Annotated in this window: 25 protein-coding genes; 14 read left to right on the top strand and 11 right to left on the bottom strand. The window is 59.3% G+C overall.

Annotation, left to right across the window (positions count from 1 at the left end; genetic code table 11):
- Positions 1 to 20 precede the first annotated feature (20 nt).
- The 3 genes from KTN04_RS00915 to KTN04_RS00905 all read left to right on the top strand — a co-directional run bounded on the left by KTN04_RS00915 (position 21) and on the right by KTN04_RS00905 (position 1,677).
- Positions 21 to 383, top strand: a complete 363-nt coding sequence (locus KTN04_RS00915) for a roadblock/LC7 domain-containing protein (RefSeq protein ID WP_217333323.1) — start codon at positions 21 to 23, stop codon at positions 381 to 383.
- Positions 384 to 455: 72 nt separating this feature from the next.
- Entirely contained in the window at positions 456 to 917 is a 462-nt protein-coding gene (locus KTN04_RS00910) for a PAS domain-containing protein (protein WP_217333322.1), read from the top strand.
- A 13-nt stretch (positions 918 to 930) separates the two neighbouring features.
- On the top strand, positions 931 to 1,677 hold the full coding sequence (locus KTN04_RS00905; RefSeq protein ID WP_217333321.1) for a phosphate/phosphite/phosphonate ABC transporter substrate-binding protein: 747 nt from the start codon (positions 931 to 933) through the stop codon (positions 1,675 to 1,677).
- A gap of 103 nt (positions 1,678 to 1,780) precedes the next feature.
- Here KTN04_RS00905 and KTN04_RS00900 read toward each other — a convergent pair whose 3' ends face one another.
- Entirely contained in the window at positions 1,781 to 2,140 is a 360-nt protein-coding gene (locus KTN04_RS00900; RefSeq protein ID WP_217333320.1) for a hypothetical protein, read from the bottom strand.
- A gap of 217 nt (positions 2,141 to 2,357) precedes the next feature.
- Here KTN04_RS00900 and hypF point away from each other — a divergent pair, with 217 nt between their 5' ends.
- Genes hypF through hypE form a run of 6 tightly spaced genes read left to right on the top strand, consistent with a single transcriptional unit; the run spans position 2,358 to position 8,277 of the window.
- Complete coding sequence (gene hypF, locus KTN04_RS00895; RefSeq protein ID WP_217333319.1) at positions 2,358 to 4,706, top strand: carbamoyltransferase HypF; 2,349 nt, start codon at positions 2,358 to 2,360, stop codon at positions 4,704 to 4,706.
- Positions 4,699 to 5,040, top strand: coding sequence for a hydrogenase maturation nickel metallochaperone HypA (gene hypA, locus KTN04_RS00890; protein ID WP_217333318.1), 342 nt, complete (start codon positions 4,699 to 4,701; stop codon positions 5,038 to 5,040). Before hypF ends, hypA begins: the two co-directional genes overlap by 8 nt.
- Positions 5,040 to 5,807 carry a hydrogenase nickel incorporation protein HypB gene (hypB, locus tag KTN04_RS00885; protein WP_217333317.1) on the top strand — a complete coding sequence of 256 codons (768 nt, stop codon included), beginning with the start codon at positions 5,040 to 5,042 and terminating at the stop codon, positions 5,805 to 5,807. Before hypA ends, hypB begins: the two co-directional genes overlap by 1 nt.
- Positions 5,808 to 5,819: 12 nt before the next feature.
- The gene (gene hypC, locus KTN04_RS00880; protein WP_217333316.1) at positions 5,820 to 6,074 is read left to right on the top strand and encodes a HypC/HybG/HupF family hydrogenase formation chaperone; all 255 of its coding nucleotides are present in this window, start codon (positions 5,820 to 5,822) and stop codon (positions 6,072 to 6,074) included.
- A 26-nt stretch (positions 6,075 to 6,100) separates the two neighbouring features.
- Positions 6,101 to 7,216: a hydrogenase formation protein HypD gene (gene hypD / locus KTN04_RS00875; RefSeq protein WP_217333315.1), complete on the top strand. Its 1,116-nt coding sequence runs from the start codon at positions 6,101 to 6,103 to the stop codon at positions 7,214 to 7,216.
- Between the two features lie 23 nt (positions 7,217 to 7,239).
- On the top strand, positions 7,240 to 8,277 hold the full coding sequence (gene hypE / locus KTN04_RS00870; protein ID WP_217333314.1) for a hydrogenase expression/formation protein HypE: 1,038 nt from the start codon (positions 7,240 to 7,242) through the stop codon (positions 8,275 to 8,277).
- Between the two features lie 3 nt (positions 8,278 to 8,280).
- On the opposite strand, the gene KTN04_RS00865 is transcribed toward hypE, so the two are convergent.
- Both KTN04_RS00865 and KTN04_RS00860 read right to left on the bottom strand, forming a co-directional pair.
- Positions 8,281 to 8,463: a PLDc N-terminal domain-containing protein gene (locus tag KTN04_RS00865; RefSeq protein ID WP_217333313.1), complete on the bottom strand. Its 183-nt coding sequence runs from the start codon at positions 8,461 to 8,463 to the stop codon at positions 8,281 to 8,283.
- A gap of 67 nt (positions 8,464 to 8,530) precedes the next feature.
- A complete protein-coding gene (locus KTN04_RS00860) occupies positions 8,531 to 9,952 on the bottom strand; it encodes an aminotransferase-like domain-containing protein (protein ID WP_217333312.1) in 1,422 nt (473 codons plus the stop codon).
- Positions 9,953 to 10,103: 151 nt separating this feature from the next.
- On the opposite strand from KTN04_RS00860, the gene KTN04_RS00855 reads away from it, so the two are divergent.
- Positions 10,104 to 10,721 (top strand): LysE family translocator, encoded by a 618-nt coding sequence (locus tag KTN04_RS00855; protein ID WP_217333311.1) that lies wholly within the window; start codon positions 10,104 to 10,106, stop codon positions 10,719 to 10,721.
- Between the two features lie 2 nt (positions 10,722 to 10,723).
- Here KTN04_RS00855 and KTN04_RS00850 read toward each other — a convergent pair whose 3' ends face one another.
- From KTN04_RS00850 to KTN04_RS00835, 4 genes are all read right to left on the bottom strand, one after another.
- Positions 10,724 to 12,277: a methyl-accepting chemotaxis protein gene (locus KTN04_RS00850; RefSeq protein WP_217333310.1), complete on the bottom strand. Its 1,554-nt coding sequence runs from the start codon at positions 12,275 to 12,277 to the stop codon at positions 10,724 to 10,726.
- Between the two features lie 308 nt (positions 12,278 to 12,585).
- Positions 12,586 to 13,473, bottom strand: coding sequence for an ADP-ribosylglycohydrolase family protein (locus KTN04_RS00845; RefSeq protein ID WP_217333309.1), 888 nt, complete (start codon positions 13,471 to 13,473; stop codon positions 12,586 to 12,588).
- A gap of 66 nt (positions 13,474 to 13,539) precedes the next feature.
- Positions 13,540 to 13,914 carry a thiol-disulfide oxidoreductase DCC family protein gene (locus KTN04_RS00840; protein WP_217333308.1) on the bottom strand — a complete coding sequence of 125 codons (375 nt, stop codon included), beginning with the start codon at positions 13,912 to 13,914 and terminating at the stop codon, positions 13,540 to 13,542.
- A 127-nt stretch (positions 13,915 to 14,041) separates the two neighbouring features.
- On the bottom strand, positions 14,042 to 15,349 hold the full coding sequence (locus tag KTN04_RS00835) for an NAD(P)/FAD-dependent oxidoreductase (RefSeq protein WP_217333307.1): 1,308 nt from the start codon (positions 15,347 to 15,349) through the stop codon (positions 14,042 to 14,044).
- A 203-nt stretch (positions 15,350 to 15,552) separates the two neighbouring features.
- On the opposite strand from KTN04_RS00835, the gene ercA reads away from it, so the two are divergent.
- On the top strand, positions 15,553 to 16,743 hold the full coding sequence (ercA, locus tag KTN04_RS00830; protein ID WP_254262277.1) for an alcohol dehydrogenase-like regulatory protein ErcA: 1,191 nt from the start codon (positions 15,553 to 15,555) through the stop codon (positions 16,741 to 16,743).
- Entirely contained in the window at positions 16,727 to 18,457 is a 1,731-nt protein-coding gene (locus KTN04_RS00825; protein WP_217333306.1) for a hybrid sensor histidine kinase/response regulator, read from the top strand. The genes ercA and KTN04_RS00825 overlap by 17 nt, the downstream gene beginning before the upstream one ends.
- Positions 18,458 to 18,470: 13 nt before the next feature.
- Here the strand turns inward: KTN04_RS00825 and KTN04_RS00820 are convergent, their stop codons facing one another.
- The 4 genes from KTN04_RS00820 to KTN04_RS00805 are packed head-to-tail and all read right to left on the bottom strand — an operon-like array spanning position 18,471 to position 22,202.
- The gene (locus KTN04_RS00820) at positions 18,471 to 19,268 is read right to left on the bottom strand and encodes an ABC transporter permease (protein WP_217333305.1); all 798 of its coding nucleotides are present in this window, start codon (positions 19,266 to 19,268) and stop codon (positions 18,471 to 18,473) included.
- Positions 19,259 to 19,999 (bottom strand): ABC transporter ATP-binding protein, encoded by a 741-nt coding sequence (locus tag KTN04_RS00815; protein WP_217333304.1) that lies wholly within the window; start codon positions 19,997 to 19,999, stop codon positions 19,259 to 19,261. The genes KTN04_RS00820 and KTN04_RS00815 overlap by 10 nt, the downstream gene beginning before the upstream one ends.
- A 38-nt stretch (positions 20,000 to 20,037) precedes the next feature.
- The gene (locus KTN04_RS00810) at positions 20,038 to 21,009 is read right to left on the bottom strand and encodes a YVTN family beta-propeller repeat protein (RefSeq protein WP_217333303.1); all 972 of its coding nucleotides are present in this window, start codon (positions 21,007 to 21,009) and stop codon (positions 20,038 to 20,040) included.
- Entirely contained in the window at positions 21,009 to 22,202 is a 1,194-nt protein-coding gene (locus KTN04_RS00805; RefSeq protein WP_217333302.1) for an ABC transporter substrate-binding protein, read from the bottom strand. Before KTN04_RS00805 ends, KTN04_RS00810 begins: the two co-directional genes overlap by 1 nt.
- A 167-nt stretch (positions 22,203 to 22,369) precedes the next feature.
- Between KTN04_RS00805 and KTN04_RS00800 the strand changes: the two genes are divergently transcribed.
- Entirely contained in the window at positions 22,370 to 22,810 is a 441-nt protein-coding gene (locus KTN04_RS00800) for a cupredoxin domain-containing protein (protein ID WP_217333301.1), read from the top strand.
- Between the two features lie 14 nt (positions 22,811 to 22,824).
- Positions 22,825 to 24,102: a sensor histidine kinase gene (locus KTN04_RS00795; RefSeq protein ID WP_217333300.1), complete on the top strand. Its 1,278-nt coding sequence runs from the start codon at positions 22,825 to 22,827 to the stop codon at positions 24,100 to 24,102.
- The last annotated feature ends 4 nt before the right edge of the window (positions 24,103 to 24,106 follow it).

Genomic DNA, 24,106 nt, shown 5'->3' with positions numbered 1-24,106 from the left:
TGGCCTAAAAGGAGACTACCATGCGCTCAGATATGTTGACTTCCATTCTTAACGATCTCAACGGTACATCTGCAGAGATCGAAGCATCAGCCGTCATTTCAACCGATGGTCTGGTGATTGATGCGCTTCTGCCGGCTGGCATGGATGAAGACCGTGTAGGCGCCATGAGTGCCGCCATGCTGTCCCTGGGTGAGCGTACTTCTCAGGAGCTGGCTCGTGGTGAGCTTGAGCAGGTACTGGTTAAGGGTAAGGATGGCTATATCCTGATGACCCATGCCAACCAGGAATCCGTACTGACTGTTGTTGCGAAAACCAATGCTCGTCTGGGTCTGATTTTCCTGGACGTCAAGCGTGCAGCAGACGCTATCGGCAAGATTCTTTGAAGCCTTGCTAGTGCCCGGCGTGCATAGTAGCCGATAAGCGCGTGCACGCTTTTTTCCTGGTCTGGAGTGTCTATGTCCGAACATGATACCGGCTCAGTCGAGGAAGTGCTGATCAAATATTATGATGGCACAGAACGGCTGGCTAAAGTCGTTGACCGTGAGGTGCCTTACCCTGACGGTAAGCTGATCGTTTCACGTACTGATCCCAAGGGCATTATTACGCATGCCAACCGTGCCTTTGTTGAAATGTCCGGTTACACGCGGGAAGAGCTGCTGGGTGTCAATCACTACATCCTCAGACATCCTGACATGCCCGCAGTGGCGTTCAAGGATCTATGGGATACCGTTGCCCAGGGCAAGAAATGGCAGGGATATGTTAAAAACCTGCGCAAGGACGGCTCTTACTACTGGGTCAAGGCAACTGTGATTCCGAATATTCGCAATGGTGAGCTGGTAGGATATACCTCTGTCCGACGCAAGCCATCACGCAGCAAAATCAAGGAGAGCGAAGCTCTGTACGCAACGCTGCGATAGGTGAGGTGCTGCAATGACATTGAATTTATCGGTGAGTCCGGACTTTCCCCCCACTCATCTTTCAGGTTGGTTTATCTTCAACACCTGGCTGCAGCGACAGTTGGATACAGGTGTGCACCTGGAGTTGTACGATAGTTTCGACGCCCAGCGTGAAGACATTCGCAACGGCAAGATCGACCTGATTTACGCCAACCCTTATGATGCATCCATGCTGGTGCGCGAATTGGGTTTTAAGGTACTGGTACGTCCTCGCAACCGTGCCGACGAAACGGTTATTGCGGCGCGTGCCGATGATCCGCGCAACTGTGTTGAAGATCTGGAGCCCGGTGTAAAGATTGCTACAACCGCTGATCCCGACGTTCACACCATGGGCATGATCATGCTGGAGTCGGCTGACCTTGATAAGGACAATGTCAGCTTCCAGGAATATGACAGCTATGTACTGGTTGCCAAGGCGCTGTTGAATGGCCAGGCCGATGCCGGCTTTTTCCTCAAGGCAGGCTATGATGAATTGTCCGAGCTGGTGCGCAACAAGACCAAGTCTCTGGTCAGCAGCCAGATCAGTGTGGTTCATCACACACTGGTTATTGGTCCGCGCATGCAGGAACATGCTGAGCTGCTCCGCGAGCGTCTTCTTGGCATGGAAGAAGACCCCAAGGGGCGTGAAGTGCTGAAAAGCATGGGGCTCGATGGCTGGGATGTCATGGATGAGGAAGAAACCGAATTCATGATCGACCTGATCGATACTCTGATTGAGTAATCGGTCTACAATTATTCATTCAAGGCGCCTGGTGGCGCCTTTTTTGTGTGCGGCGCAGGGCCAAGTAACGCTGCTCAGCAGGTCCTGGTCTTGTGGAGATGCATCACGCCCCTGTGTCCAAGGCGCCGTCCTGGCCGGCCAGCTGGCGCTTGGTCTCCTCCTGAATCAGGGCTTCGACCTTCATGCGCTCTTGCGGCGGGAGTTGACGCAACGATTCCTCTGTCAGCCCCATTTGGCGCAGAAGCGTGTAGCGGATCCGTTCAGCCGGGCTCATGTGCAGCAGTTCCATCAGGGTGTCCCGAATGGCCGGTTCAGGCTCCTCTGGGCGTGCCTGTTCGGTATCAGCGCGTAGGCTTGTTTCCTGGCGTGCCAGGATCTGGCTGAAACGGGCCGAGGTTTCGGCTTCGTCACGAATGCGTTGGCTGATGTGCGGTGTACTTGGGGTGTCGTGGGTGATTTTCATGGTTCGGCTTCCAGGTTGCCCGTGGTCATACATGGCTATAAGCAAAATGTATGCCGTACAGACAATTCGGTTGGGTAGCCCGTTCGCAGTGGGAGCGTTCCTTTCCCGGGCGGCAATGTTCTTCCAGTCATCAAGGCAATGACCTGCCGGTCTTACCCGATATCACCCCGAGTGCTACAGTGAAATGGTATGCAGCAGATACCCGGAGCAGGTGTACATGAGCAGTGATGCGGGCTGGCGGATTGAAATCAGCGGGCGGGTGCAGGGAGTCGGCTTTCGTCCCCATGTCTGGCGAACAGCGGTCGCTCTGGGTGTCTCCGGCCGTGTCAGCAATACCGGTAACGGCGTACAGATCGACCTGTTCTGCAGTGAGTCGAAGCAACATGAATTCTGTCAGCGTCTGCTGCTGTCCTTGCCGCCGCTCGCTTGCGTGGATAAGATCACGACTCTTGCCTTGAAGAGGGGGAGGGTTGCCAAGGCAGGTGGATTCCTGATCGAGCCCTCGCCTGTGCAATCGTCTGACAACCGGATAAGTGTGCCGGCGGACCTGGCCCCCTGCGACAGCTGTCGTGCTGAGCTCTTTGACCCCGACAGTCGTCGTTATCGCTATCCCTTTATCAGCTGCACTCAATGTGGACCACGCCTGAGCATCCTTCACGCCTTGCCGTATGATCGTGCACGCACAGCCATGTCGATGTTTCCGCTGTGCCGCAACTGTGCCGGGGAGTATGAAAATCCGGCGGATCGCCGCTTCCATGCCGAGACCAATGCCTGTGTCGCCTGTGGGCCTGAATTATGGCTGGAGGATGCTCGTGGACAAGTTGCAGCTGCACAGGACCCGTTTGAAGACATGGCGCGCGTTATTGCTGCCGGCGGCATCGTGGCGATCAAGGGGGCCGGAGGATTTCATCTTTGCTGTGATGCACGGCGAGCCAATGCGGTCGCCCGCTTGCGTACGGGCAAACAGCGGCCTCACAAACCGTTGGCTGTCATGTTTGAGGATATCGAACAGGCCAGGGCCTGTGCGCACATAACGACGCAGCAGGCTGAGACAATGTCTGCGGCCGAAGCGCCCGTTGTGTTATGCCGGGCGCGCCCTGACAGTCCTTTGGCCCGCAATGTCGCAGCGGATGTAGCCTGGCTGGGTTGCATGCTGCCATCCACGCCAGTGCATCTGTTGTTGATGGTCGCCGTGCAAAGGCCACTGGTTATGACCAGTGGTAATGTGTCAGGGGCACCGACCCTCATTGATAATGACGCGGCACGCGCGCTGCTGTTGCCCTGGGTCGACCTGCTGGTATTGCATGACCGCCCGATTGTTCACCGTCTGGACGATGCTGTCGTGTATCAGGATGACGGGGCTGTCGAGCTGATTCGGCCGGGGCGGGGCATGGTGCCGGTCATTCTGCCCTTGCCTCCCGGCTTCCGCACCGATCTGCCCTGGCTGGCCGTCGGTGGGGACCTGAAAAATACGTTCAGCTTTGTACAGGGCGGGCAGCTGGTACTGGGTACGCATCAGGGCGATATGCAAGCGCTTGCAGCCTACCGAGCAGCGGCATCGAGCGGCCGGGACTGGATGGGACTGCTGCGGTTGCGTCCTGTCGGTGTTAGCCGAGATTGCCACCCGGATTATCACTCCACCCGGCTGGCAGATGGTCTTGCCGGGGAATCGATGCATTCGGTGCAGCACCATCATGCCCATATGGCCGCCTGTCTGTTTGAACACGGCCATCCGCTGCATGCCGAACCGGTGCTTGCCCTGTGCCTTGATGGCCTGGGGTATGGTCAGACGGGAACGCTGTGGGGCGGAGAGTGCCTGTATGGCAGTTATTCTCACGTCAGGCGGTTGGGTGGGCTCAGACCGATGCCGATGCCGGGTGCAGATGCGGCGGCGCGCCAGCCCTGGCGCATGCTAGTGGCCTGTCTGTATCAGGCGCAGATTGAGATCGAGTCCTTGAAGGCACTTTGGCCCTGGATGGGTACGGCACGAACGCAAGCACTGCAGCGGATGATAGAAACCGGCATTCAGTCTCCGCTGTGCTCGTCGGCAGGACGTCTGTTTGATGCCGTGGCGGCGGCGTTGGGCTGCTATGCTGAGGGTATCAGTCATGAAGGACAGGCGGCCATGGCTTTGGAGGCCCTGGCCTGGGAGGCGCTGGAGATGCAATCGGATGATGTGCATCACACGGGTGGTCGCTATGCCATGCAGCTGACTATGACAGAGGGGGGGTGGCAACTCGATGCAAGTCCGCTCTGGCCACTGTTGATCGAGGACCTTCGTGCGGGGTGTGACCGACGCGAGGTGGCGCTGAGGTTTCACCGTAGCCTGGTGGCAGGGTTGTTGCAGCTGGTGCAGACGATTGGCACTGAACAGCCCTTCGAAAAGGTGGTATTGACCGGCGGCGTGATGCAAAACCGGTTGTTGCGGACCTGGCTGCGGCAGGCACTGGCTGCGGCGGGCTTTGAGGCGTTATGTCATCATCGGGTGCCCTGCAATGATGCCGGCCTTAGCGTGGGTCAGGCCGCAGTTGCTCTGGCGCGCCATCAGGACAAGCAACATGCATGAACTGTCCCTGTGTCGCGGGTTGATTCAGCTGTTGCAGGAACAGGCTCAGCAGCAGGATTTTCGTCGGGTAACAGCAGTTTGGCTGGAAGTGGGGCCCTTGGCGGCAGTCGAGCCCGCAGCCATGGCGTTCGGGTTTCGGGCTGCCAGTCTTGGTACCCTGGCACAAGGGGCCCGGTTGCACCTTGTACCCTGTCCGGCGCGGGCACGGTGTCGGGCCTGCGGCCACTGCATGGAGATTCAAAGCTGGGAGATGGTGTGCAGTGAATGCGGTTCGACCCGGCTGCAGATACTGTCGGGCCAAACGCTGACAATCAGGGAGCTGGAGGTGGAGTGATGTGTGGAATTTGTGGGTGTAACCAGACGGATCATGACGGCGATGCGCAACGGCATGGACCTGCCCATGCTCGGCGGTTGCAGGTGGAGCTGGACCTGTTCAGCCTGAATGACCGGCATGCTCAAGCCAACCGTGAACGCTTTGCCTCGCAGCAGGTGCTGGTGCTTAACCTGATGTCGAGCCCGGGATCGGGTAAAACGGCGCTGCTGAGTGAAACCCTGCCGGCCCAGCAGGCAAAGTGGCCGGTGGCGGTGATAGAGGGCGATCAGCAGACCCAGAACGATGCTGAACGCATACGAGCCACCGGGGTTCGTGCCGTTCAGATCAACACTGGTAAGCTCTGTCACCTGGATGCACACCTGGTGGGGCACGCGGTAGATGAGCTGGAAGATTTCGAACGCGGTGTGCTGTATATCGAGAACGTGGGCAACCTGGTCTGCCCGGCCGGCTTTGATCTTGGAGAGGCGGCAAGGGTGGTGATTCTGTCCGTGACTGAAGGTGACGACAAGCCGCTAAAGTATCCAGATATCTTCCACTCGGCACAGCTGATGGTCATTAACAAGATCGATCTGGCCCCCTACGTGGACTTCGATCAGGCACAATGCATCGCCAATGCACGGCGCATCAATCCGGATATCGAGGTGATAGCGTTATCGGCACGTACAGGTGAAGGCCTGCAGGACTGGCAGGCATGGGTTGAACAGCGTTATCGCGAACGAATATCCAGACAGTGTGCATGTGCCTCCGATCAACAAGCACCCTGCTGACAGGAGTTTGCCATGTGCCTGGGTATTCCCGCTGAAATAGTGGCCGTTGACCCCTCGGATCCCATGAGCGCTACCGTTGAGGTTTCGGGGGTGCGTCGCCGCGTGAATCTGGCCTGTGTGCTCGCCGAGGATACCGATCCGCATGATCTGTTGGGGCAATGGGTGCTGATACATGTCGGGTTTGCCATGGCGCTGATGGATGCGGACGCTGCCAAGGCCACACTGGCCCTGCTGTCCGAGTTGTCGCAAGAACACGGTTCAGCATGAACAGACCTGCCAAGGGGAACGGTACCATGCGATACGTGGATGAGTTTCGTGACCCTGCTCATGCCAGGGTGTTGCTGCAACGGGTGCGTGAACGAATGGCACTGCCGGCACTGCGGCAACGACACCCGGTGAGGATTATGGAAGTGTGCGGCGGCCATACGCACACGATTTTTAGGCACGGGCTTGAGGCACTGCTGCCAGCAGGGCTTGAGCTGGTTCATGGCCCTGGCTGTCCTGTCTGCGTGCTGCCGCGGGAGCGTATCGACGACTGTGTGGCCGTCGCCGCCCACCCCGGCGTCATACTGGCAACCTTCGGTGATGCGCTGCGGGTGCCGGGGACCCGTGCCAGCCTGCAGCAGGCGCGCGCAGAAGGCGCTGATGTCCGAATTGTTTACTCGCCGCTGGATGCGCTGGCGCTGGCACGTGCTCATCCGCAGCGTGAGGTGGTGTTTTTTGCGCTCGGTTTTGAAACAACCATGCCAGCAACCGCGCTGACGGTATTGCAGGCCAGTCGTGAGCGGATTGCCAATTTCAGCCTGCTGTGCCACCACATCAGCATCGTGCCGACGCTGCAGGCATTGCTGGAGGATAAGGATGTACAGCTGGATGGCTTTATAGGCCCCGGGCATGTCAGCATGGTCATTGGCAGTCATCCCTACGAGTTCATTGCCCATCGGTATCAAAAGCCTTTCGTTATTGCCGGATTCGAGCCGGTGGACATCCTGCAGTCTGTGCTGATGCTGCTGTCACAGCTGGCGGCAGGCGAGGCTTGTGTGGAAAACCAGTATGCCCGAGTGGTGGCTGAGGGGGGCAACCGCCAGGCACTGGCCGCCGTCAGTGAGGTGTTTGAGTTGCGGGAGCATGCGCTCTGGCGTGGCCTGGGTGATATTCCGCGCTCGGGCATGCGGCTGCGCCAGACCTATGCGGCCTTTGATGCCGAGCGCCGTTTCGGGCTTTTCGACATGGCAGAAAGTGTCGCTCCTGAGCCGGCGTCCGCCTGTTGTGATCAAGTGTTGAAAGGCTGCTGTCAGCCAAAGCAATGCCCGCTGTTTGGGAGTGAATGTATCCCGGAGCATCCGGTGGGTGCCTTGATGGTATCGTCCGAAGGCGCCTGTGCCGCCTGCTATCAATACCGTCGCTGATAACGCCCATGGAGGGCACTTGAATGTCGGAATCAGACACAGTTCCTTGCATCACCCTGGCACAGGGAGCAGGAGGCGCCGCCATGCGCCAGCTGGTCGAAACACTCTTTGCCGAAGCTTTCGACAACCCCTATCTGGCCAAGATGGAAGATCAGGCGCGGCTTGACCTGTCGGCCCTGCAGGCAGTCGGGGACCGTCTTGCATTTGCCACCGACAGTTATGTTATTCAGCCGCTTGAATTCCCGGGCGGCGATATCGGCCGGCTGGCTGTCAACGGTACGGTCAACGATCTGGCCGTGGGCGGAGCGCGTCCGCTGTTTCTGTCCTGTGCCTTCATCATTGAGGAAGGGCTGCCGTTGCCGCTGCTGCAGCGCATTGTTCGCTCCATGGCCGACGCGGCCCGTGAGGCCGGTGTAAAGATCGTGACAGGGGATACCAAAGTGGTGCCTCGCGGTCAGGCGGACGGACTGTTCATCAATACCAGCGGGGTGGGTGTCATACCGAAGGGGTGCGAGCTTGCAGCCACGCGGTGCCGTCCCGGTGACGCGGTGTTGGTCAGTGGCACACTGGGGGATCATGGCGCGGCAATACTGAATGCGCGTGGCGAACTGGGGCTGGAAAGTCAGTGGAGCAGTGATTGTCAGCCGTTGCACGGGCTGGTGGAACAGATGCTGGCACGCTGTTCACAGGTTCGTGCGCTGCGGGATGCCACGCGAGGCGGGGTTGCGGCGGTGTTGCACGAGTTCGCCCAAGCATCGGCCTGTAGCATGCGACTGTTTGAAGCGGCGTTACCGGTTCGGCCTGAGGTGCGAGGCGTGTGTGAACTGCTGGGTCTGGATGCACTGCATTTTGCCAACGAGGGTAAGCTGGTGGCAGTGGTGGCTGCGGAACAGGCTCAAGCATTGCTGGCAGCGATGCAGGCTCATCCGGCTGGACATGAAGCCTGCATCATTGGTGAGGTGCTGGCGGGGCCGGCCGGACAGGTGCAGATTCTGACCGGTATGGGCTCGGAGCGCCTGCTGGATTTGCCAACCGGAGAGTTGTTGCCGCGCATCTGCTAGCGTTTAGTCACGTGGACCAAACAGGAACCAGAGGATCAATCCGAGTACCGGCAGCAGCAGAATCGCGACGACCCAAAGTACTTTCGTGGAGGTGCTGGCGCGGCTTTGAACGGTCTTGATGATGGCCATCACATCCAGCACCAGTATAACCAGGCCGAACAGACCTGAAACTTCAACACTCAACATGCGTGTATCTCCCTGAACTCTGTATTGCCGACCGTTCGACTATAACATGCCGTCAATGCTCTGCATGCTACAGCAGTGGTGCGGGCACGGGCGGTTCATCATCCAGCAGACGGCGTACTCGCTTGAGTCCTTCCGCCAAAGCTTCCCGTGTGGGGGGAGGGGTCACGCACAGGCGCACGGCCTGTGGCGCCGGTTGGCTGCCGACGCAGAAAGGCTCGGCGGCGATGAGCGTCACCCCCTGGGTGTCAGCCAGTTGCACGAATTCAGCTGCACGTCGGCCCTCTGGCAGGCGCAGCCAGGCATGAAAACCGCAGGCATGTGCCGAAACTTCGTAGGGTGCCAGGAGTTCTCGCACCAGTGCCTGACGGTGCCGGATCTCATCCCATTGCCAGGCCAGCAACTCATCAGCTTCACCGCTGGTCAACCACTGGCAGGTCACGGCGCCCATCAGTGCGGGTGATGACCAGCACTGCGCGCGCAAGGCCGCGCGCAGCTGTGGCAGCAGGTTGGCGGGGGCGCGCAGGGCGCCGAATCTGAGACCGCCCGCCAGTAGCTTGGAGACACTAAAAATGTACATCGCCCGCTCCGGGGCGAGCTCATGCATGGGGGTGCCACGCGCTTGAGGCGGTACAAACTGGACCCCATCTTCCAGCAGCAGCATGTCGTGACGACGGGCAACCTCGACAATGGCCTGGCGGCGTGCCTCGCTCATCGAATGGCCCGTGGGGTTGTTGTATTCAGGCATCAGGTAGAGCAGGCGAATGCGCTGTTGCTGGCACAGGCGCTCCAGCAGATCCGGTCGGATCCCCTCGGCGTCGGTGCCGACTCCCAGGTGTTTGAGCCCCAGCTGGCGGGCAGCTGCGATCATGCCCGGGTAGGTCAGGGCAGCCGAAGCCACAGCCTCACCGGGCTTGATCAAGGCCTGAAGCGCAAGAAAGTCCGCGTGCTGACCGCCTTCCGTCAGGATCAGCTCCTCGGGTGACAGCGCCAGGCCCTGGGTTTCGAGCCAGCGACACAGCTGCTGGCGCTGGTCAAGGCAGCCCTGTTCGGGTTGGTAGGAGAGCGCGGTATTGATGGCCTGAGGTTGTGTTGCAATCTGCTGCAGGCTGAGAGCCAGTTGCTGTTCCCGCCGAAAGGTCGGGATGGGGATACTCAATGACAGGTCGATACTGTCATCACCGGCACGGGTCAGGTGATGAAAGTGAGGGCGGTTGTCCGTCTGGCTCCTGACACGGGTGCCGCTGCCGACACGGGCCTCGACCAGGCCACGTCGTTCCGCTTCCCGGTATGCACGGGTAATGGTTCCCACCGTAACGCCCAGCGCATCGGCCAGCAATCGCTGTGGGGGCAGGCGAGCACCGGGTTCAAGTACACCGAGGGCGATATCGGCCGCCATCAGTTCAACCAGCGCCTTGTAGCGAGGCCCTGATGCCTGTTCCAGATCAGGCAGCCATTGACAGCGCTCGCGAGCCCGTTGTTGCACGTTCATCGGTTCATCCTTGGTTTGTCATGGGTACAATTGATTGTAGCAGTAACAAAGTAAGGATTGCTCAGGGGAAGGCTGCGTAATACCGTTAATTGTATCCACTATGAACTCAATTCAATCCTGTATTGAACCCTTACAATTTACGGTGAACCGAATGCAAACGCCAACGGGCGAACTGCTTGCGCTGGTTGTTCCTGTCATGATTTTTACCCTCAGTATGACCGCGACACCAGGTCCCAATAACATGATGCTGACCGCATCCGGAGCCAACTTCGGCTTCAGGCGAACCCTGCCTCACATCATCGGGGTCACACTCGGGTGTGTTGGTCTAATGGCAGCGGTAGCCCTGGGGCTGGGTGGCATTTTCAAGACCTGGCCGGTACTGCAGAATGTGCTCAAGGTAGTGGGCAGCCTTTACCTGTTGTGGCTGGCGTGGAAGATTGCCACGGCGGCACCGCCGAGTCTGGAAGCGGAGCAGGCGAGTCACCCCCTGTCGGTTCTGCAGGCCGCGGCCTTTCAGTTCGCCAATCCTAAAGCCTGGATCATGGCCATTTCAGGCGTGGCGTCCTTTACACTGGCAGGGGATGGCTTTCTGGCCTCGGCCCTGATGCTGATTGGCTTGATGGCGCTGGTGACGGTACCGGCCATTTCATTGTGGGCGGGATTTGGTGTGGCAGTCGGGCGGCTGCTGAAAACCGCCCGTCACTGGCGCCTGTTCAATCTTTCCATGGGGGGGCTGACAGCCGCCTGCGTAGCGCTGATTCTGGTTTAAGATCAGCGTTTGAAGCCGGACACCAGCTCGTGCATCTCAGCCGCAACCGATTGTAGTGCACGGGTGGTGTTGGCTGATTCTTCTGCCTGTTCCAGACTCTGGCGAGACAGGTCGGAGATGTTAACGATCTGACCGTTGATCTCTTCGGATACCTGGGCTTGTTCTTCAACCGCTGCTGCCATCTGAATCGACATATTGGCGATGGTGCTCATCATCGCTGAAATGTCCTTGAGCATGTCAACCGTTTCATTGACCTGAACAATGCCGTTATGGGCCTCCTGCTGACCCGCGTGGGCAATGTCGACGGAGGTTTCAGTGCGCTGTTTCAGATCTTGAACGATCCGGTGTATGTCTTGTGTTGATGTCTGCGTACGTAGGGCAAGCTGGCGGACTTCATCGGCGACCACCGCAAAGCCGCGACCATGTTCACCGGCCCGTGCTGCCTCGATTGCGGCATTGAGTGCCAGCAGATTAGTCTGGTCGGCGATCTGCTCGATGGTTTCGGCCGCCTGGGCAATCTGCCCGGTCTGCTCGGCCAGTCCGGTGACGGATTCGGCGATATGATTGACTGTGTCACCCAGCTGAGTAATGGCACTGCTCGTGGTTGAGGCTCGGTCGCAGCCTTCGATGGCCGTGTTGTTGGATGCTTCAGCTTTTTGGGCGGTCTGCTGGATATGGCCCGAGACCTCGGCGATGGTTGCGGCCATTTCGTGCATGGCGGTTGCAACCATGTCGGTTTCGCTCTGCTGCTGGCGCATGGCATCACAAGAATGCTCGGAGACTGCAAGGCTGGTTGCTGCACGGCTAGAGACATGTTGGGCCGCATCCTCGATGCGTGTCAGGACGGTATTCAGGTGTGACTGCTCACTGAGAATGGCTACTTCAAGTTCGGCGGTCAGGCCACGGTCATCGGTATAGGTAGCCGCGGCAACAGGGTGCGTGAACGCGGATGGCATATAACCCAGTACGCGGGTGAGCAATTTGCGCTGATGCAGCTGGCATGTGGCCAGGCTGCCAGCGGCAGTCAATACGGCCAGTATCATCCCGGGCCACTGCAAATCGCTGACGAACAGCCCCAGTGACAGTGCGAGCAGTGCCGCAAGCGCGATCCATGCAAGTGGTAGGCGCGGGCGCTCGAGGCGCTTGCTACCATTGTTGATGCTGGCATAGACACGCTCGGCGCGTTCCACATCACTGCGCTTGGGGCAGACGCGTACGGATTCATAGCCCACGGTTTTGCCGTTTTCGGTGATTGGTGTGACGTAAGCGTTGACCCAGTAGTAATCACCGTTCTTGCAGCGGTTCTTGACCAGGCCCATCCAGGGGCGATTGGCTTTCAGGTGATCCCACATCACTTTGAAAGCTGCTTCGGGCATGTCGGGATGACGCACCAGGTTGTGCGGCTGGCCTATAAGTTCTTCCCGAGTGTAACCACTGATGTCCACGAATACATCATTGCAATGGGTTATATTTCCACGTGTGTCGGTGGTGGAAATCAGTTTTTGATCGTCGGGAAAGCGCTTTTCCGTATCCGTGACGGGCAAGTTTCTTTTCATTGTATGTTTTGTAGCCTTGGGAACCCGTGTTGACGTGGTTCGTGGTTGGTACCCGGACTGCATGACCACGGGTGGGGGGGGAGATCAGCAGACACACATCAGCTTCAATACAGGTTAAAGGTAGTGCCGAGAGGCCAACCGTGCCAGTATTTGATGAGTCTTGGGCGCATTCTATGGACTGGGGAGCTGCTGTCAACGAAACACTAGTTTCATATCAGCGACACACAAGAAGCTCCAAGGTGCTGAAGTGTCTCATAAAAAGAGACACCCAGTCACTATTATGTGTCTTTCTTCATGACTTCATGACTTCATGACTTCATGATGGATGGTCCGCTGCTTTGCAGACAGCCAGGGTGCCAGTCTGCCGGCAGTTGCTGAAAGCGATCCGGATCTTCGGCAACAAGCAACATCAGGCTGATCATGGCGCGGGCACTGCTGTCACCTCCGGCACTGACATTAACACGGGAAAGTTCCAGCGGATTACTGAAATGTTGTAGCAGGTGTATGACGCCGGGTAGTCCATGGCGAATATCGCAGGCGATGCCGAAATGCCGCAAGGCGGCAACCGAGTCCTGGTGTTCAGTCTCACGCCCGGCTTGGACAAGTGCCTTTAGAGGGTCGGACAAGCCCGAGCCGGCTGTATCCAATGCCTGTTGCAAGGGGTATCCCGACAGAGTGTACCAGAGTGATCGTGCCAGGAATCCCGTGGTTTCCAGTGTCAATGGCGAGTTGTGCGTCATGCGCGTCAATGCGGCCACACGCGCCAGGTATTCGGTTTCATCACAGGGGTGTAGCAGTGCGCAGGCGATGCGTGACGAAACCGACAGCTCGGTGGAGGACGAGGCCGCCGGGTTTTCTCCCTTGTCGAGCCTGTCCAGTGTAATGGCCGAGGCCTTGTCACGGTAGCCGTGATAATGCCGCATGAACTCCACCCAGGCACGCGAGCAAGCGTCGATATCAAAGGCTGGTGCCTGCAGCAGGTGCTGATAGAGCTGCCACAGCTGATCACCGTAATGGGTCAGATCCCCCGCGGACTTGGTGGCGTGCCAATGACTCATGGGGGCATTAAGCTGATCCAGCTTGAGGGGCGTGCTGTCCAATAGGTCATGATCATATATCCAGTGCAGCCCCAAGCAGTAACTGTCAGCGATCAAGGCTGATTCGATCAGCTGGGCGGCGAGTTGACGGTCAATCATGTCACTATACCTGCACATGAACTCTCGTGGGTGCACTCAAGCTTAGCAGATCCTTGCTTAGCTGCTTCAGTCGATACGGCACTGGCCATCATGGCAGCGGCTGCAGTAGCGGCGCTTGGCAAACCAGTGGTAAATCCTGTCCAGTGGGCGTTGCAGGTGCAGGATCCGAATCATGCGCGCCAGGTGCCGATAACCGGGCAAGGCATCCCAGATCGGCATGAAAGCGGCAATGCCGCGCTGCAACTGCCCTTGTGTATCCACGCCATGAATGACCCGCATGGCATCCTCGTGTGTGATGCCATAAGCCGCCAGGTCAAGATCCGGGTCAAACAGGTCACGCCAGTCCACTCGCTGCTGGCTATCGAGGCGCCGGTAGTGCGCGATTTCCTTGCGACACAGCGGACACTGGCCATCATAAAACAGTATTGGACGATTGGGCATGAACGTTTCCTGAGCCGAGTATATGCGTTCAGTGTACGTGCCAGGACGGACAACGGAGCAAAAAAAAACCGGCCAGAGGCCGGTAAAGCTCAGTGCTGCAACCCGGAAAACCGGGGCTCCCGCTGGATCAGTGCAACTTGAGTCTGGGGCGGATGACCTTGTTGATACGGTCAACCAGGGCAATGAGGCAGGTTTTGGTATAGCCGTAAATGGCCAGCTGGTGTAGACGATACAGGGATACATAGACCAGCCGGGCCATACGACCCTCGATCATCATGCTGCCGCTGGTAAGATTGCCCATAAGGCTGCCCACCGTGCTGAACCGGCTGAGTGATACCAGTGATCCGTAGTCCTTGTATTCATAAGCTGGCAGGCTGTCACCCTTGATGATCCGGCCAAAATGCTTGCACAGGAAGGAAGCCATCTGATGTGCGGCCTGGGCGCGAGGCGGCACATTGCCTTCACCATCCGTTCGGGCACAGGCTGCACAGTCGCCCAAGGCGAAGATGCGCTCATCCAGCGTTGTGCTCAGGTCAGGCCGGACTACCAGCTGGTTCAGGCGGTTGGTTTCGAGGCCGTCCAAACGGGTGACGAACTCGGGAGCGCGAATGCCGGCCGCCCACACCTTGAGGTCGGCTTCGATTACCTCGCCGGTATCGGTGTTCAGGCCGGCCGCATCGACCGAGACAATGCGCGTGTCCTGTCGTACCTGAACACCAAGCTTTTCCAGTTCCTGACGGGCGGCCAGAGAGATGCGGTCGGGCAACGCGGGCAGGATACGGGGGCCGGCTTCGATCAGCACCACTTCCAGACGGTTGCGATCAAGGCGTGAAATACCATACGCGGCCAGTTCCCGAGCCGTATTGAAGAGCTCTGCCGATAACTCGACACCTGTAGCACCGGCACCAACGATCGCGATGCGCAAGCGCTGATCCTTGCTGTTGCTGGTTTTCAAGCAGGATTCAAGCAACGTGCGACGAAACTGCTCGGCCTGGTGGCGGCTATCAAGGAATGTACAGTGCTGGGCCACGCCATCAACGCCGAAATCATTGGTGACACTGCCCACGGCCATCACCAGGTAGTCATAGTACAGGGAGCGCACCGGCAGTAGCGTCCGGCCGTCTTGGCCTTTCACGGCCGCCAGGTAGATGCAGCGCTGGTCACGGTCGATGGATTCCATCTGACCGACCTGGAACGTAAACCCAGCACTGCGTGCCTGGGCGCTGTAGCTCAGCTCATCGATGCCGGCGTCCAGCGAGCCTGTTGCGACTTCGTGCAGCAGCGGCTTCCAGATGTGCGTTGGCTCGCGATCAACCAGGGTTACCTTGAGGCCCTTGCGCCGATACTTACGTGCCAGCCGAGTTGCCAGTTCCAGTCCACCGGCGCCGCCACCGACCACAACGACATGTTGGTAAAGGGGAGATGTCTTGTCCATGCCAGCCATTATCCTGTTGTTTCGGCAGCCTGAATCTGCTGCCTTGGCGAGATTTTTCAGCATCTATGGTAGCTAATACCAAAGTCTCAGGATTGCGGCATTTTGTGCAACTTTGTTATTTTTTGTAGCCGTTTGTACAGTATCTGTCGTTGAGTGGCTGCGTATAATGCCAGCGGTCCAATAATAATTATCAGGTATCGGCCATGACCGATGCGGCAAAACAGGTACAGTACATGAGTGAAATTGCCCGCCTGCGCAAGTTTGTTTCTCCCGAAATCATTTTCGGCAGCGGTGCTCGCAAGTCTGTGGCCAACTATGCCATAACTTTTGGTGCGCGAAAGGTTTTGCTGGTGTCAGACCCGGGGGTGGAACAAGCCGGTTGGGTAGAGGATATCGAGCAGGTTCTGGAGGACCAGGATATTCCTTGCGTGCGCTTTACGGATGTCTCGCCCAACCCCCGTGTCGAGCAGGTCATGCGCGGGGCCGACACCTACCGGGAGCAGGGCTGTAACGTCATCGTGGCGATCGGCGGCGGCAGCCCGATGGACTGTGCCAAGGGGATCGGCATCGTTAGCGCCCATGGCCGCAGCATTCTGGAATTCGAAGGCATCGACCGGATCGAAAGCCCGATTCCACCGCTGATTTTCATCCCGACCACCGCCGGCACCTCAGCCGATGTCTCGCAGTTCGCGATCATTTCCAACCAGCAGGAGAAATTCAAGTTCTCCATCGTTAGCAAATCGGTGGTGCCGGACGTGGCATTGATCGATCCGGACACCACGCGGACCATGGATCCCTTCCTGACCGCCTGTACCGGGGTGGATGCACTGGTGCATGCGATCGAAGCCTTTGTCTCGACCGGCAGTGGCCCGCTGACCGACATGCATGCCCTGGATGCCATTCGCCTGATTAACACCCACTTGGCCCTGCTGGTGGAACAGCCGGAAGACAGTCATCTGCGTGAACAGGTCATGCTGGGCTCCATGCGGGCCGGGCTGGCCTTTTCCAACGCCATCCTCGGAGCCGTGCATGCCATGTCGCACAGCCTGGGTGGCTATCTGGATCTGCCTCATGGGCTTTGCAACGCCATGCTGCTGGAGCACGTGATCGACTTCAACTATAACGCGGCCACCGACCGTTTCCGGGTGGTTGCGGAAACCATGGGGATCGATCCGCGCGGGCTCAGTCAGTCACAGATCAAGCGCCGCCTCATGCAACATGTGATCGCCTTGAAACGCGAGGTCGGTCTGTATCAAAAGCTGGCCGAACAGGGCGTGCACCTGACCGATATCCCGCATCTCAGTGTCAATGCACTGCGTGACCCTTGCCTGCTGACCAACCCGCGCAAGTCCAATCGCCGTGATGTTGAGGCCGTGTATGAAGAAGCCCTCTGACGGCAGCGAAGCGACCTTTGAAGACCTGATCGGCCTGGGCGGACAGTCGGCACGCAAGAGTTACTACCCGGAGCTGCTGAGCAAGATCGAAGAACTTGAAGCCGAACGCAATCGCTACAAGTGGCTGTTCGAGAATGCCTTGCACGGCATCTTTCAGGCCGACCTCAGTGGCCATATCGGCAAGGCCAACCGTGCCCTGGCGCGCATCTGTGGTTATGACAGCCCAGAGGTCATGGCCGAGGGCCTCAACTTTGCCACCGACCTGCTGTTCAGCGAGCAGGAGTTTCGTTTGATGACAGCACGTCTGGTACAGGATGGCCAGCTGTTTCTGTATGAAACCCGGCTGCGTCGTGCCGATGGCAGTGCGGTGGAAGTGTCCATGAACATCCTGTTTCGCAGGCAGGCTGATCGAGCCGTGTTTGTCGCCTTTGTGGCTGACATTACCGAGCGTCAGCGGGTTCAGCAGCGTATGCGCTCACTGAATGAAGAGCTGGAGCAGCGGGTAGACGAGCGTACCCGTGAACTGGTCGACCTCAATGATCGGCTCTGGCGAGAAGTGCATACCCGTCAACAGGCCGAACAGGAAATGCTCGAAGCCAAAGAGGTGGCCGAAGCGGCTAACCTGAGCAAGGACAAGTACCTGGCAGCGGCCAGCCATGACCTGCTTCAGCCCCTGAATGCCGCGCGTCTGCTGGTGGCGGCACTGCAGGAGCGAGATCTGCCAGCGACCGAAGCGGGTCTGGTGGACCGGGTACATCTGGCGCTTGATGGTGCCGAGCACCTGTTGACCGATCTGCTGGAAATTTCCAAGCTGGACCAGAACGCTGTTCAGCCGGAGTTGCAGAGCTTTCCGGTCAGGCGACTGATCGAAAGCCTGCAGGCTGAATTCGAGCCGGTCGCCGATGCGGCGGGGCTGGGGTTTCGTATTGTCAGCCGTGATGCCTGGATTGCCAGTGATATTCGTCTGTTGACGCGCATTCTGCGCAACCTGCTCAGTAATGCCTTTCGCTACACCGAGCACGGAGGGGTGTTGTTGGGCTTTCGCAAGCAGGGTGACTGGCTATTGATTCAGGTGTGGGACACCGGGCCGGGCATTCCTGGTGATCAACAGGAAGCCATTTTTCAAGAGTTCTGCCGTTTGCAGTCGGCACGGCGCCAGCCGGCGGGGGTCGGGCTTGGCTTGGCGATCGTCGAACGCATTGCCCGCATGCTGGACCATCCCATTCGACTTGGGTCTCGCGTGGGGCGTGGTTCCTGTTTTTCACTACAGGTGCCGCTGGCGGCGCATGCGCCTCAGTCTCTGAAACACGAGGCCCTTGTCGCCCCGGTGCGGCCGTCGGATGCACTGGAAGGGCTGAACGTCCTGGTACTGGATAATGACCCGAACATACTGGTTAGTATGGAGGCGTTGCTTGCAGGATGGGGCTGTCGGGTCAGGACCGTCGATACCCTGGCAGCGGCGCAGGCACACTGTCTGACGCAAGTGCCAGATCTGGTTTTGGCCGATTACCACTTGGAAGCGGATCAGACCGGCCTGTCGTTGCGCTATGACATGAACGCGGCGGGGCTGGAGCGAGTGCCCATGGTGATGCTGACCGCCGATCGCAGCGATGATACGCGCCGTGCCTTCCGGGAGGCCAGCGTGCAGGTGCTGCACAAGCCGGTCAAGCCCGGCAAGCTCCGAGCGCTGATGACACACCTGTTAAGTCACTGAAGCCGCAGGGCGCTCAACGCCTCTTGCCGCCCGCGGTCTGTTCAGGATTGAAGCCCAGCAAGGCCAGTGCCGTGAACACCAGTGCGGTGCCCCCGGTCACCAGCAATGCGGTCAGGTTCAGCTCGGCATAGAGTGCGAACCGCACCAGTTCGACAGCATGGGTGAAGGGGTTGAAACTGCAAACCCAGTACAACCACTCACTGGACTCGCGCATCTTCCACAACGGGTAGAGCGCCGAAGAAAGAAAGAACATCGGAAAGATCACGAAGTTCATCACGCCGGCAAAGTTCTCCAGCTGACGGATCCGCGCCGACAGGAACAGCCCGATGGCGCCCAGCATCACGGCGGTCAGCAACAGCGCCGGCAGTACGGTCAACAGGCCAATCAGTGGCGGTTCCACATCCACCAGAAAGCCCAGCCCGATAAAGGCATACACCTGTGCCAGTGACAGCAGCGCAATGGCAATCAGCTTGCACAGCAGCAGCCAGCTGCGCGGCAGCGGGCTCATCAGCAGCACTTTCATGCTGCCCATCTCGCGGTCATAGACCATCGATAACGAGCTTTGCATGCCGTTGAACAGCAGAATCATGCAACACAGTCCGGGCAGAATATAGGTTTCGTAGGTGATGTAGGTCTGGTAGGGCGGGATGATCGAGACACCCAGGGCGGCACGAAAGCCTGCGGCAAAAACCACCAGCCACAACAGCGGGCGTACCAGAGCGCTGAAAAAGCGGGTGCGCTGCTGGACGAAACGCAGAAATTCGCGGGTCAAAATGCCCTTGAGGGCGATCAGATAAGCGTTCAGCTGCATGGGGTGGGGGCCCTCAAACCGGTCAGTTGCTCAAACGCTGCCCCCAGCGTGGGCACCTGCTGTTGACGACACAGACGCTCGGCGGTCGTATCGGCCTGCAGCCGACCCTGATGCAGCACCAGCACCGGATCGTCGGGGGCAATCTCTTCGATCAGGTGAGTCGCCCAAAGCACGGTCAGAGACTGCTCGCGACACAGTTCGCGCACATGCCGGTTGATGGCCTGACGCGCGGCCGTATCGAGCCCGACCGTGGCTTCGTCCAGCAGCAGAATGGACGGGCGGTGCAACAGGGCGCGTGCAATTTCCACGCGCCGACGATGGCCGCCATTGAGGCTGCGAATGCTGTCCCGGTGGCGATCACCTAGCCCCAGGCGCTCCAGCAGGCTGCCGGCCTCCTGGCGCACCTGACGCCGGGACAGGCCGTGCAGGGCTCCGTGGTATTCCAGGTTTTGCATGACGCTCAGGTCCAGGTCCAGCGTACTTTGCTGAAACACGACGCCGAGCTGCTGCTTGAGCACGCGGGAAGGGCCGCGGATGCTGTGTCCGTCGAGCCGAATCTCCCCGCTCTGCAGCCGGAACAGCTGGGTGAGCAGGGCATAGAGGGTGCTTTTGCCAGCCCCGTTGGGGCCAAGCAGCGCGTTGAGCCGGCCTTCAGCCAGGCTAAAGCTGACATCATCCAGCGCCGTGCGGGCGCCGTAGCGAAAGCTGATGTGGTGTACGTCTAGGCCCATGGCAGCCCTCTTGGCGTCTGTGGTGGGGACAGATGATATCAGTCCAGCGTGACTACGCCCCAGGGGTAGCGGCCGACCTTGATCGACTTGACCACCTTCAACGCGTCCACATCGATGACTGATACATCGCCGCTGACACCATTGGTGGTCAGCAGGTACTGCTGATCGGGGGTGAACTCCATGTGCCAGACACGGCTGCCCACCAGCAGGTAATCAAGCACCTCGTAGGTCTTGGCATCCACCACGGCGACATGGTTGGCCGGGCCCAGGGCAACGAAGGCATAGCGCCCATCCGCCGACAGCTTGACCCCGACCGGCTGGATCTTGTCCGGGTGAATGCCGCGGATCTTGAACGTGAGTTTTTGCATGATTTCACGGCTGGCCACATCGATGACCGAAACGGTACCGCCGATCTCGGACGAAGCCCAGAGCACAGCACCGTCACGGCTGAATTCGACGTGGCGCGGACGCTGGTCCACCAGCGTATTGTCGATCAGTTGGTGAGTTTCGGTATCGATCCAGTGCAGCATGCTGGTGGTTTCGCTGGTGTTCACCGCCCAGCGTCCGTCCGGGCTCACGGCCATGCCTTCGGGCTCAACGCCGACTTCGATTTGCGCCAGGACTTCATGGCTTTCGGTATCGACCACGGTCACCAGCGCGTCATCCTCGTTGGCGATGTACAAGCGCCGATTGTCCGGGTGCAGCGAGAACTGCTCTGGGTCTTCGCCTGACGGCAGGTTGGCGATGATGCGGTGGGTGGCCAGGTCCATCACCTGCACGGTGTCGGAGTCGCTGGCGCAGATAAACAGCTTGCTGTGATCCTTGGACAGCGCAATACCGCGCGGGCGCTCACCGACATCAATGGTGTCGGTAACGGTCAGCGACGCCAGATCGATGACCGACAGCGTGTTGTCCTTTTCATTGGATACATAGGCCTTGGCGGCGTGTGCCGCAGGACTGGCGAGCAGCGCGCTCAGCAGCAGGGTTTGGACGAAAGGGGGCTTGCGCATCAGAGGTCTCCTTGCAGGGAACAGCGGCTTTCAACGGCATCAAAGCCGAGGGTGTCGAGGTCGGTGACCGGATGAAGAAAGCCTTCTTGGGGTGATTGCGATACCAGTGCGCGCGGGTGCACCAGCGGAATGGGCTGGCGCAGCTGGCCGCTCCAGGGGCGATAGGTCAGCTTGCGGCCCTTGAAGGCGCCGAGCTGGAACCGGTCGGACAAAATGAATGTCAGCAGTACCTGAGGGTCGGTGGAACGGGTCTGCGTCACCGCTTCCGCCAGCGTGCGCACACCGGCCCAGCTGGCGTAGTCACGGCTGTTCATCCAGCGGCCACTGAGCTTTTCAAAGCGGCTTTGCAGCTGCGCGGCTCCCCAGGCTTCCACCACACGATGCCAGGCAACGGGCGACATGCCCTGAGTGCCGGCCACCGGGCGCGGGTACCAGGTGTTGTAGGGCACATACTCACCGAAATCGCCACGCTCATCCGCAACCAGCACCACATCATATTCATCGGTCTGAGTGAAGGGGGGCAGTTCCTTCTGGGCGGTACGGCGCAGGTCGGTGTCATAGTCCCAGGCCTTGCGCTCAATAATATGTCCTCCCATGCGCTTGGCGCTGCGTTCCAGCGCATCGGCATAAGCCTTGTCTTCGGAGCGGTTGCCCTCCAGCAGCAGCCAGCGATTCCAGCGTCGACTGGACAGCCACTGGGCCAGGGCGTCGGTCAACATGGCCCGCGACGGCAGCGTATGCAACATGCGCGGCAGGCATTGCTCGGTCCGCAGCACGTCATCGGCGCTGCCGGCATTGATCAGCACGACATCCCCGGGCAACTGGCTTGCGACCTCGGCCAATACCTCGCGCGGGAGGTTGAGCACAAACAGGCGAATACCCTGCTGATATTGCTCCAGTACCTGGGGCAGCACCTGATCGGTGTCATCAGTGCTCAGGGCATGCAGATGATACTTCTGCTTCAGAAAACGGCCGGTGGTGTTGCTGTCATCGATGCCCAGTTGGGCGCCAGGCAGGCCCGCATCGGCAGGTTCGGGGAGAATGTTCGACAGCACGGCGCCGTGATCCGGTTCCAGGCCGATATAGCTGATATTGACATCCAGGGGAGTGATGGCCGCCACTGCCGTCAAGGGCAACGTCAGCGCGGTGGCGAGTATCAGACGGGGCAGAGGGGGCGTGGGCAGCAGATTCATGGCACCTTTCCGATCGTTATCGTTGTTATGCCATCAGCTTAGGGACGATACCCGGTGGTTGAAATATTCAGAAAGTCGGAAACATTCAGTACCGAAGTAGTATGTTGCGCCGGGCTGAGGTCACTAGGATGGTGGGACAAATTCAGAACAAGAACAGGATAAATGCCATGCCTTCCCCGATGCGTTCCCTGATGCTGTCTCTGGCAGCCAGTGCCATGACCCTGACCAGTCTGCCGGCTGTGGCCGAAGGTGATCTGACCACACGCCCCGAGCGCCTGCCCGACCTGGTGCTGGGGAGCGAGGTGACGGACTATGCCATGTCTCAGGCGCGCTATGAGCTCGAAACCGGCCAGGCCTACAAGCTGAAAGTGGTGTCCAGCGGATTAAAGGAATATGCCCTGCAGGCACCGGGGTTCTTCGAGTCCATTTTCCTGCGTAAGGTGGAAGCCGGTGGCATGGAGATCAAGGCGGTGGCGCTGACTGAACTGGAATTTGAACAGGCTGGCGAAGCCGAGATTTACTTTGTGCCGATCAAGCCCGGTGAGTTCGAGTTCTACATGAAGGGGCTCGAGCACAAGGGCATGCAGGGCCTGTTCAGCGTACGCTGAGTGGCGCAGTCGGTATGGGTGCGGTTGTCCGTCTGAATCTGCTGGTGGCCGGTGCCTTTGTGGTGGCGCTGGTACTGAGTCTGTCCGGGCTGTTGCGCCAGGCCAAGACGGATATTGCCCGTGAACTGGAAGCGGGCATGGCCATGGCCGATCAGATGCTGGCGCAGGCCGAGGGCACACCGGCGCAATTGGAGCGGCTGCTGGCCACCGAATTGCGTCACTTGCAGCTGGTGCGCCTGGCGCCGGGGGTATCACCGTCACCGGTGATTCAGGATCAGGTGCCGGCCTGGTTTGCCGCTCGGGTCTGGCCGGATGACATGCCATTGATCGAGCGTCGACAGCCGCTCCCGGATGGCAGCATGCTGGTGCTGACGGCGGACCCCGGTGACGAACTGGAAGAGGTGTGGGAATCGGCACTGCAGGTGCTTATCCTGTTTGCCGTGGCGGCGCTGTTGTCAACGGGCGCGATCAGCTGGGGCGTATCCCGTGGCTTGCGTCCTTTCGGTGAGCTGCTGAGCGCACTGGATCAGATTCAGCAGGGCCAGTTCACCGCACGCCTGCAACCCTGTGTGGTGCCTGAAGCCAACCGTCTGGCCAGCCACTTCAATCGCATGGCCGAAGCGTTGGAGCGGGAGCAGGCCGACAATCGTCGCCTGACCCGTGAACTCATGGCACTGCAGGAGAAGGAGCGGTCCTACCTGGCACGCGAGCTTCATGACGATCTGGGGCAGTATCTCACCGGCATTCGCGCCCGTGCCTACCTGATGACCCACACCGCTGACAACAGTGTGTTGGTCGCACAAACGGCGCCATTGATCGTCTCGGACTGTGAGGCGATGCAGCAGGGATTTCGACGCCTGATCCGCAGTCTGCATCCGGTGATCATGGAACCGCTGGGGCTGGAGGAGTCGCTGCGCAGCCTGGCCGAACAGTGGCAGCACAGCAGTGGCGTCAACTGTCAGCTGTCGATTGATGGGCTTCCGGTGCTCGACCATGAAACCTCGACCCACCTCTACCGGTTGTTGCAGGAAGCCCTGAACAACGTGGCCCGGCATGCCGACGCCAGTCGAGTCGATATACGCCTCCAATCCGATGGCGCACAGCTCCGGGTCCAGGTGCTGGATGATGGCTGCGGGCTTGCTGAAGGGGTGCGTCCGGGCGTCGGGCTGCGCTCCATGCATGAACGGGCCCGCTACATGAACGCAGAACTTGATCTGGCCTCGGCCAGGGGGCAGGGACTGGCCTTGAGCCTGACGATCCCCCTGGGAACCGCTGCCAGCCCTACAGGATGACGTG

Source organism: Marinobacterium weihaiense, assembly GCF_019061305.1.
Lineage (GTDB): Bacteria > Pseudomonadota > Gammaproteobacteria > Pseudomonadales > Balneatricaceae > Marinobacterium > Marinobacterium weihaiense.
Note: the sequence above shows the minus strand (reverse complement) of the source record. Positions and strands in the feature narration are given on the sequence as shown.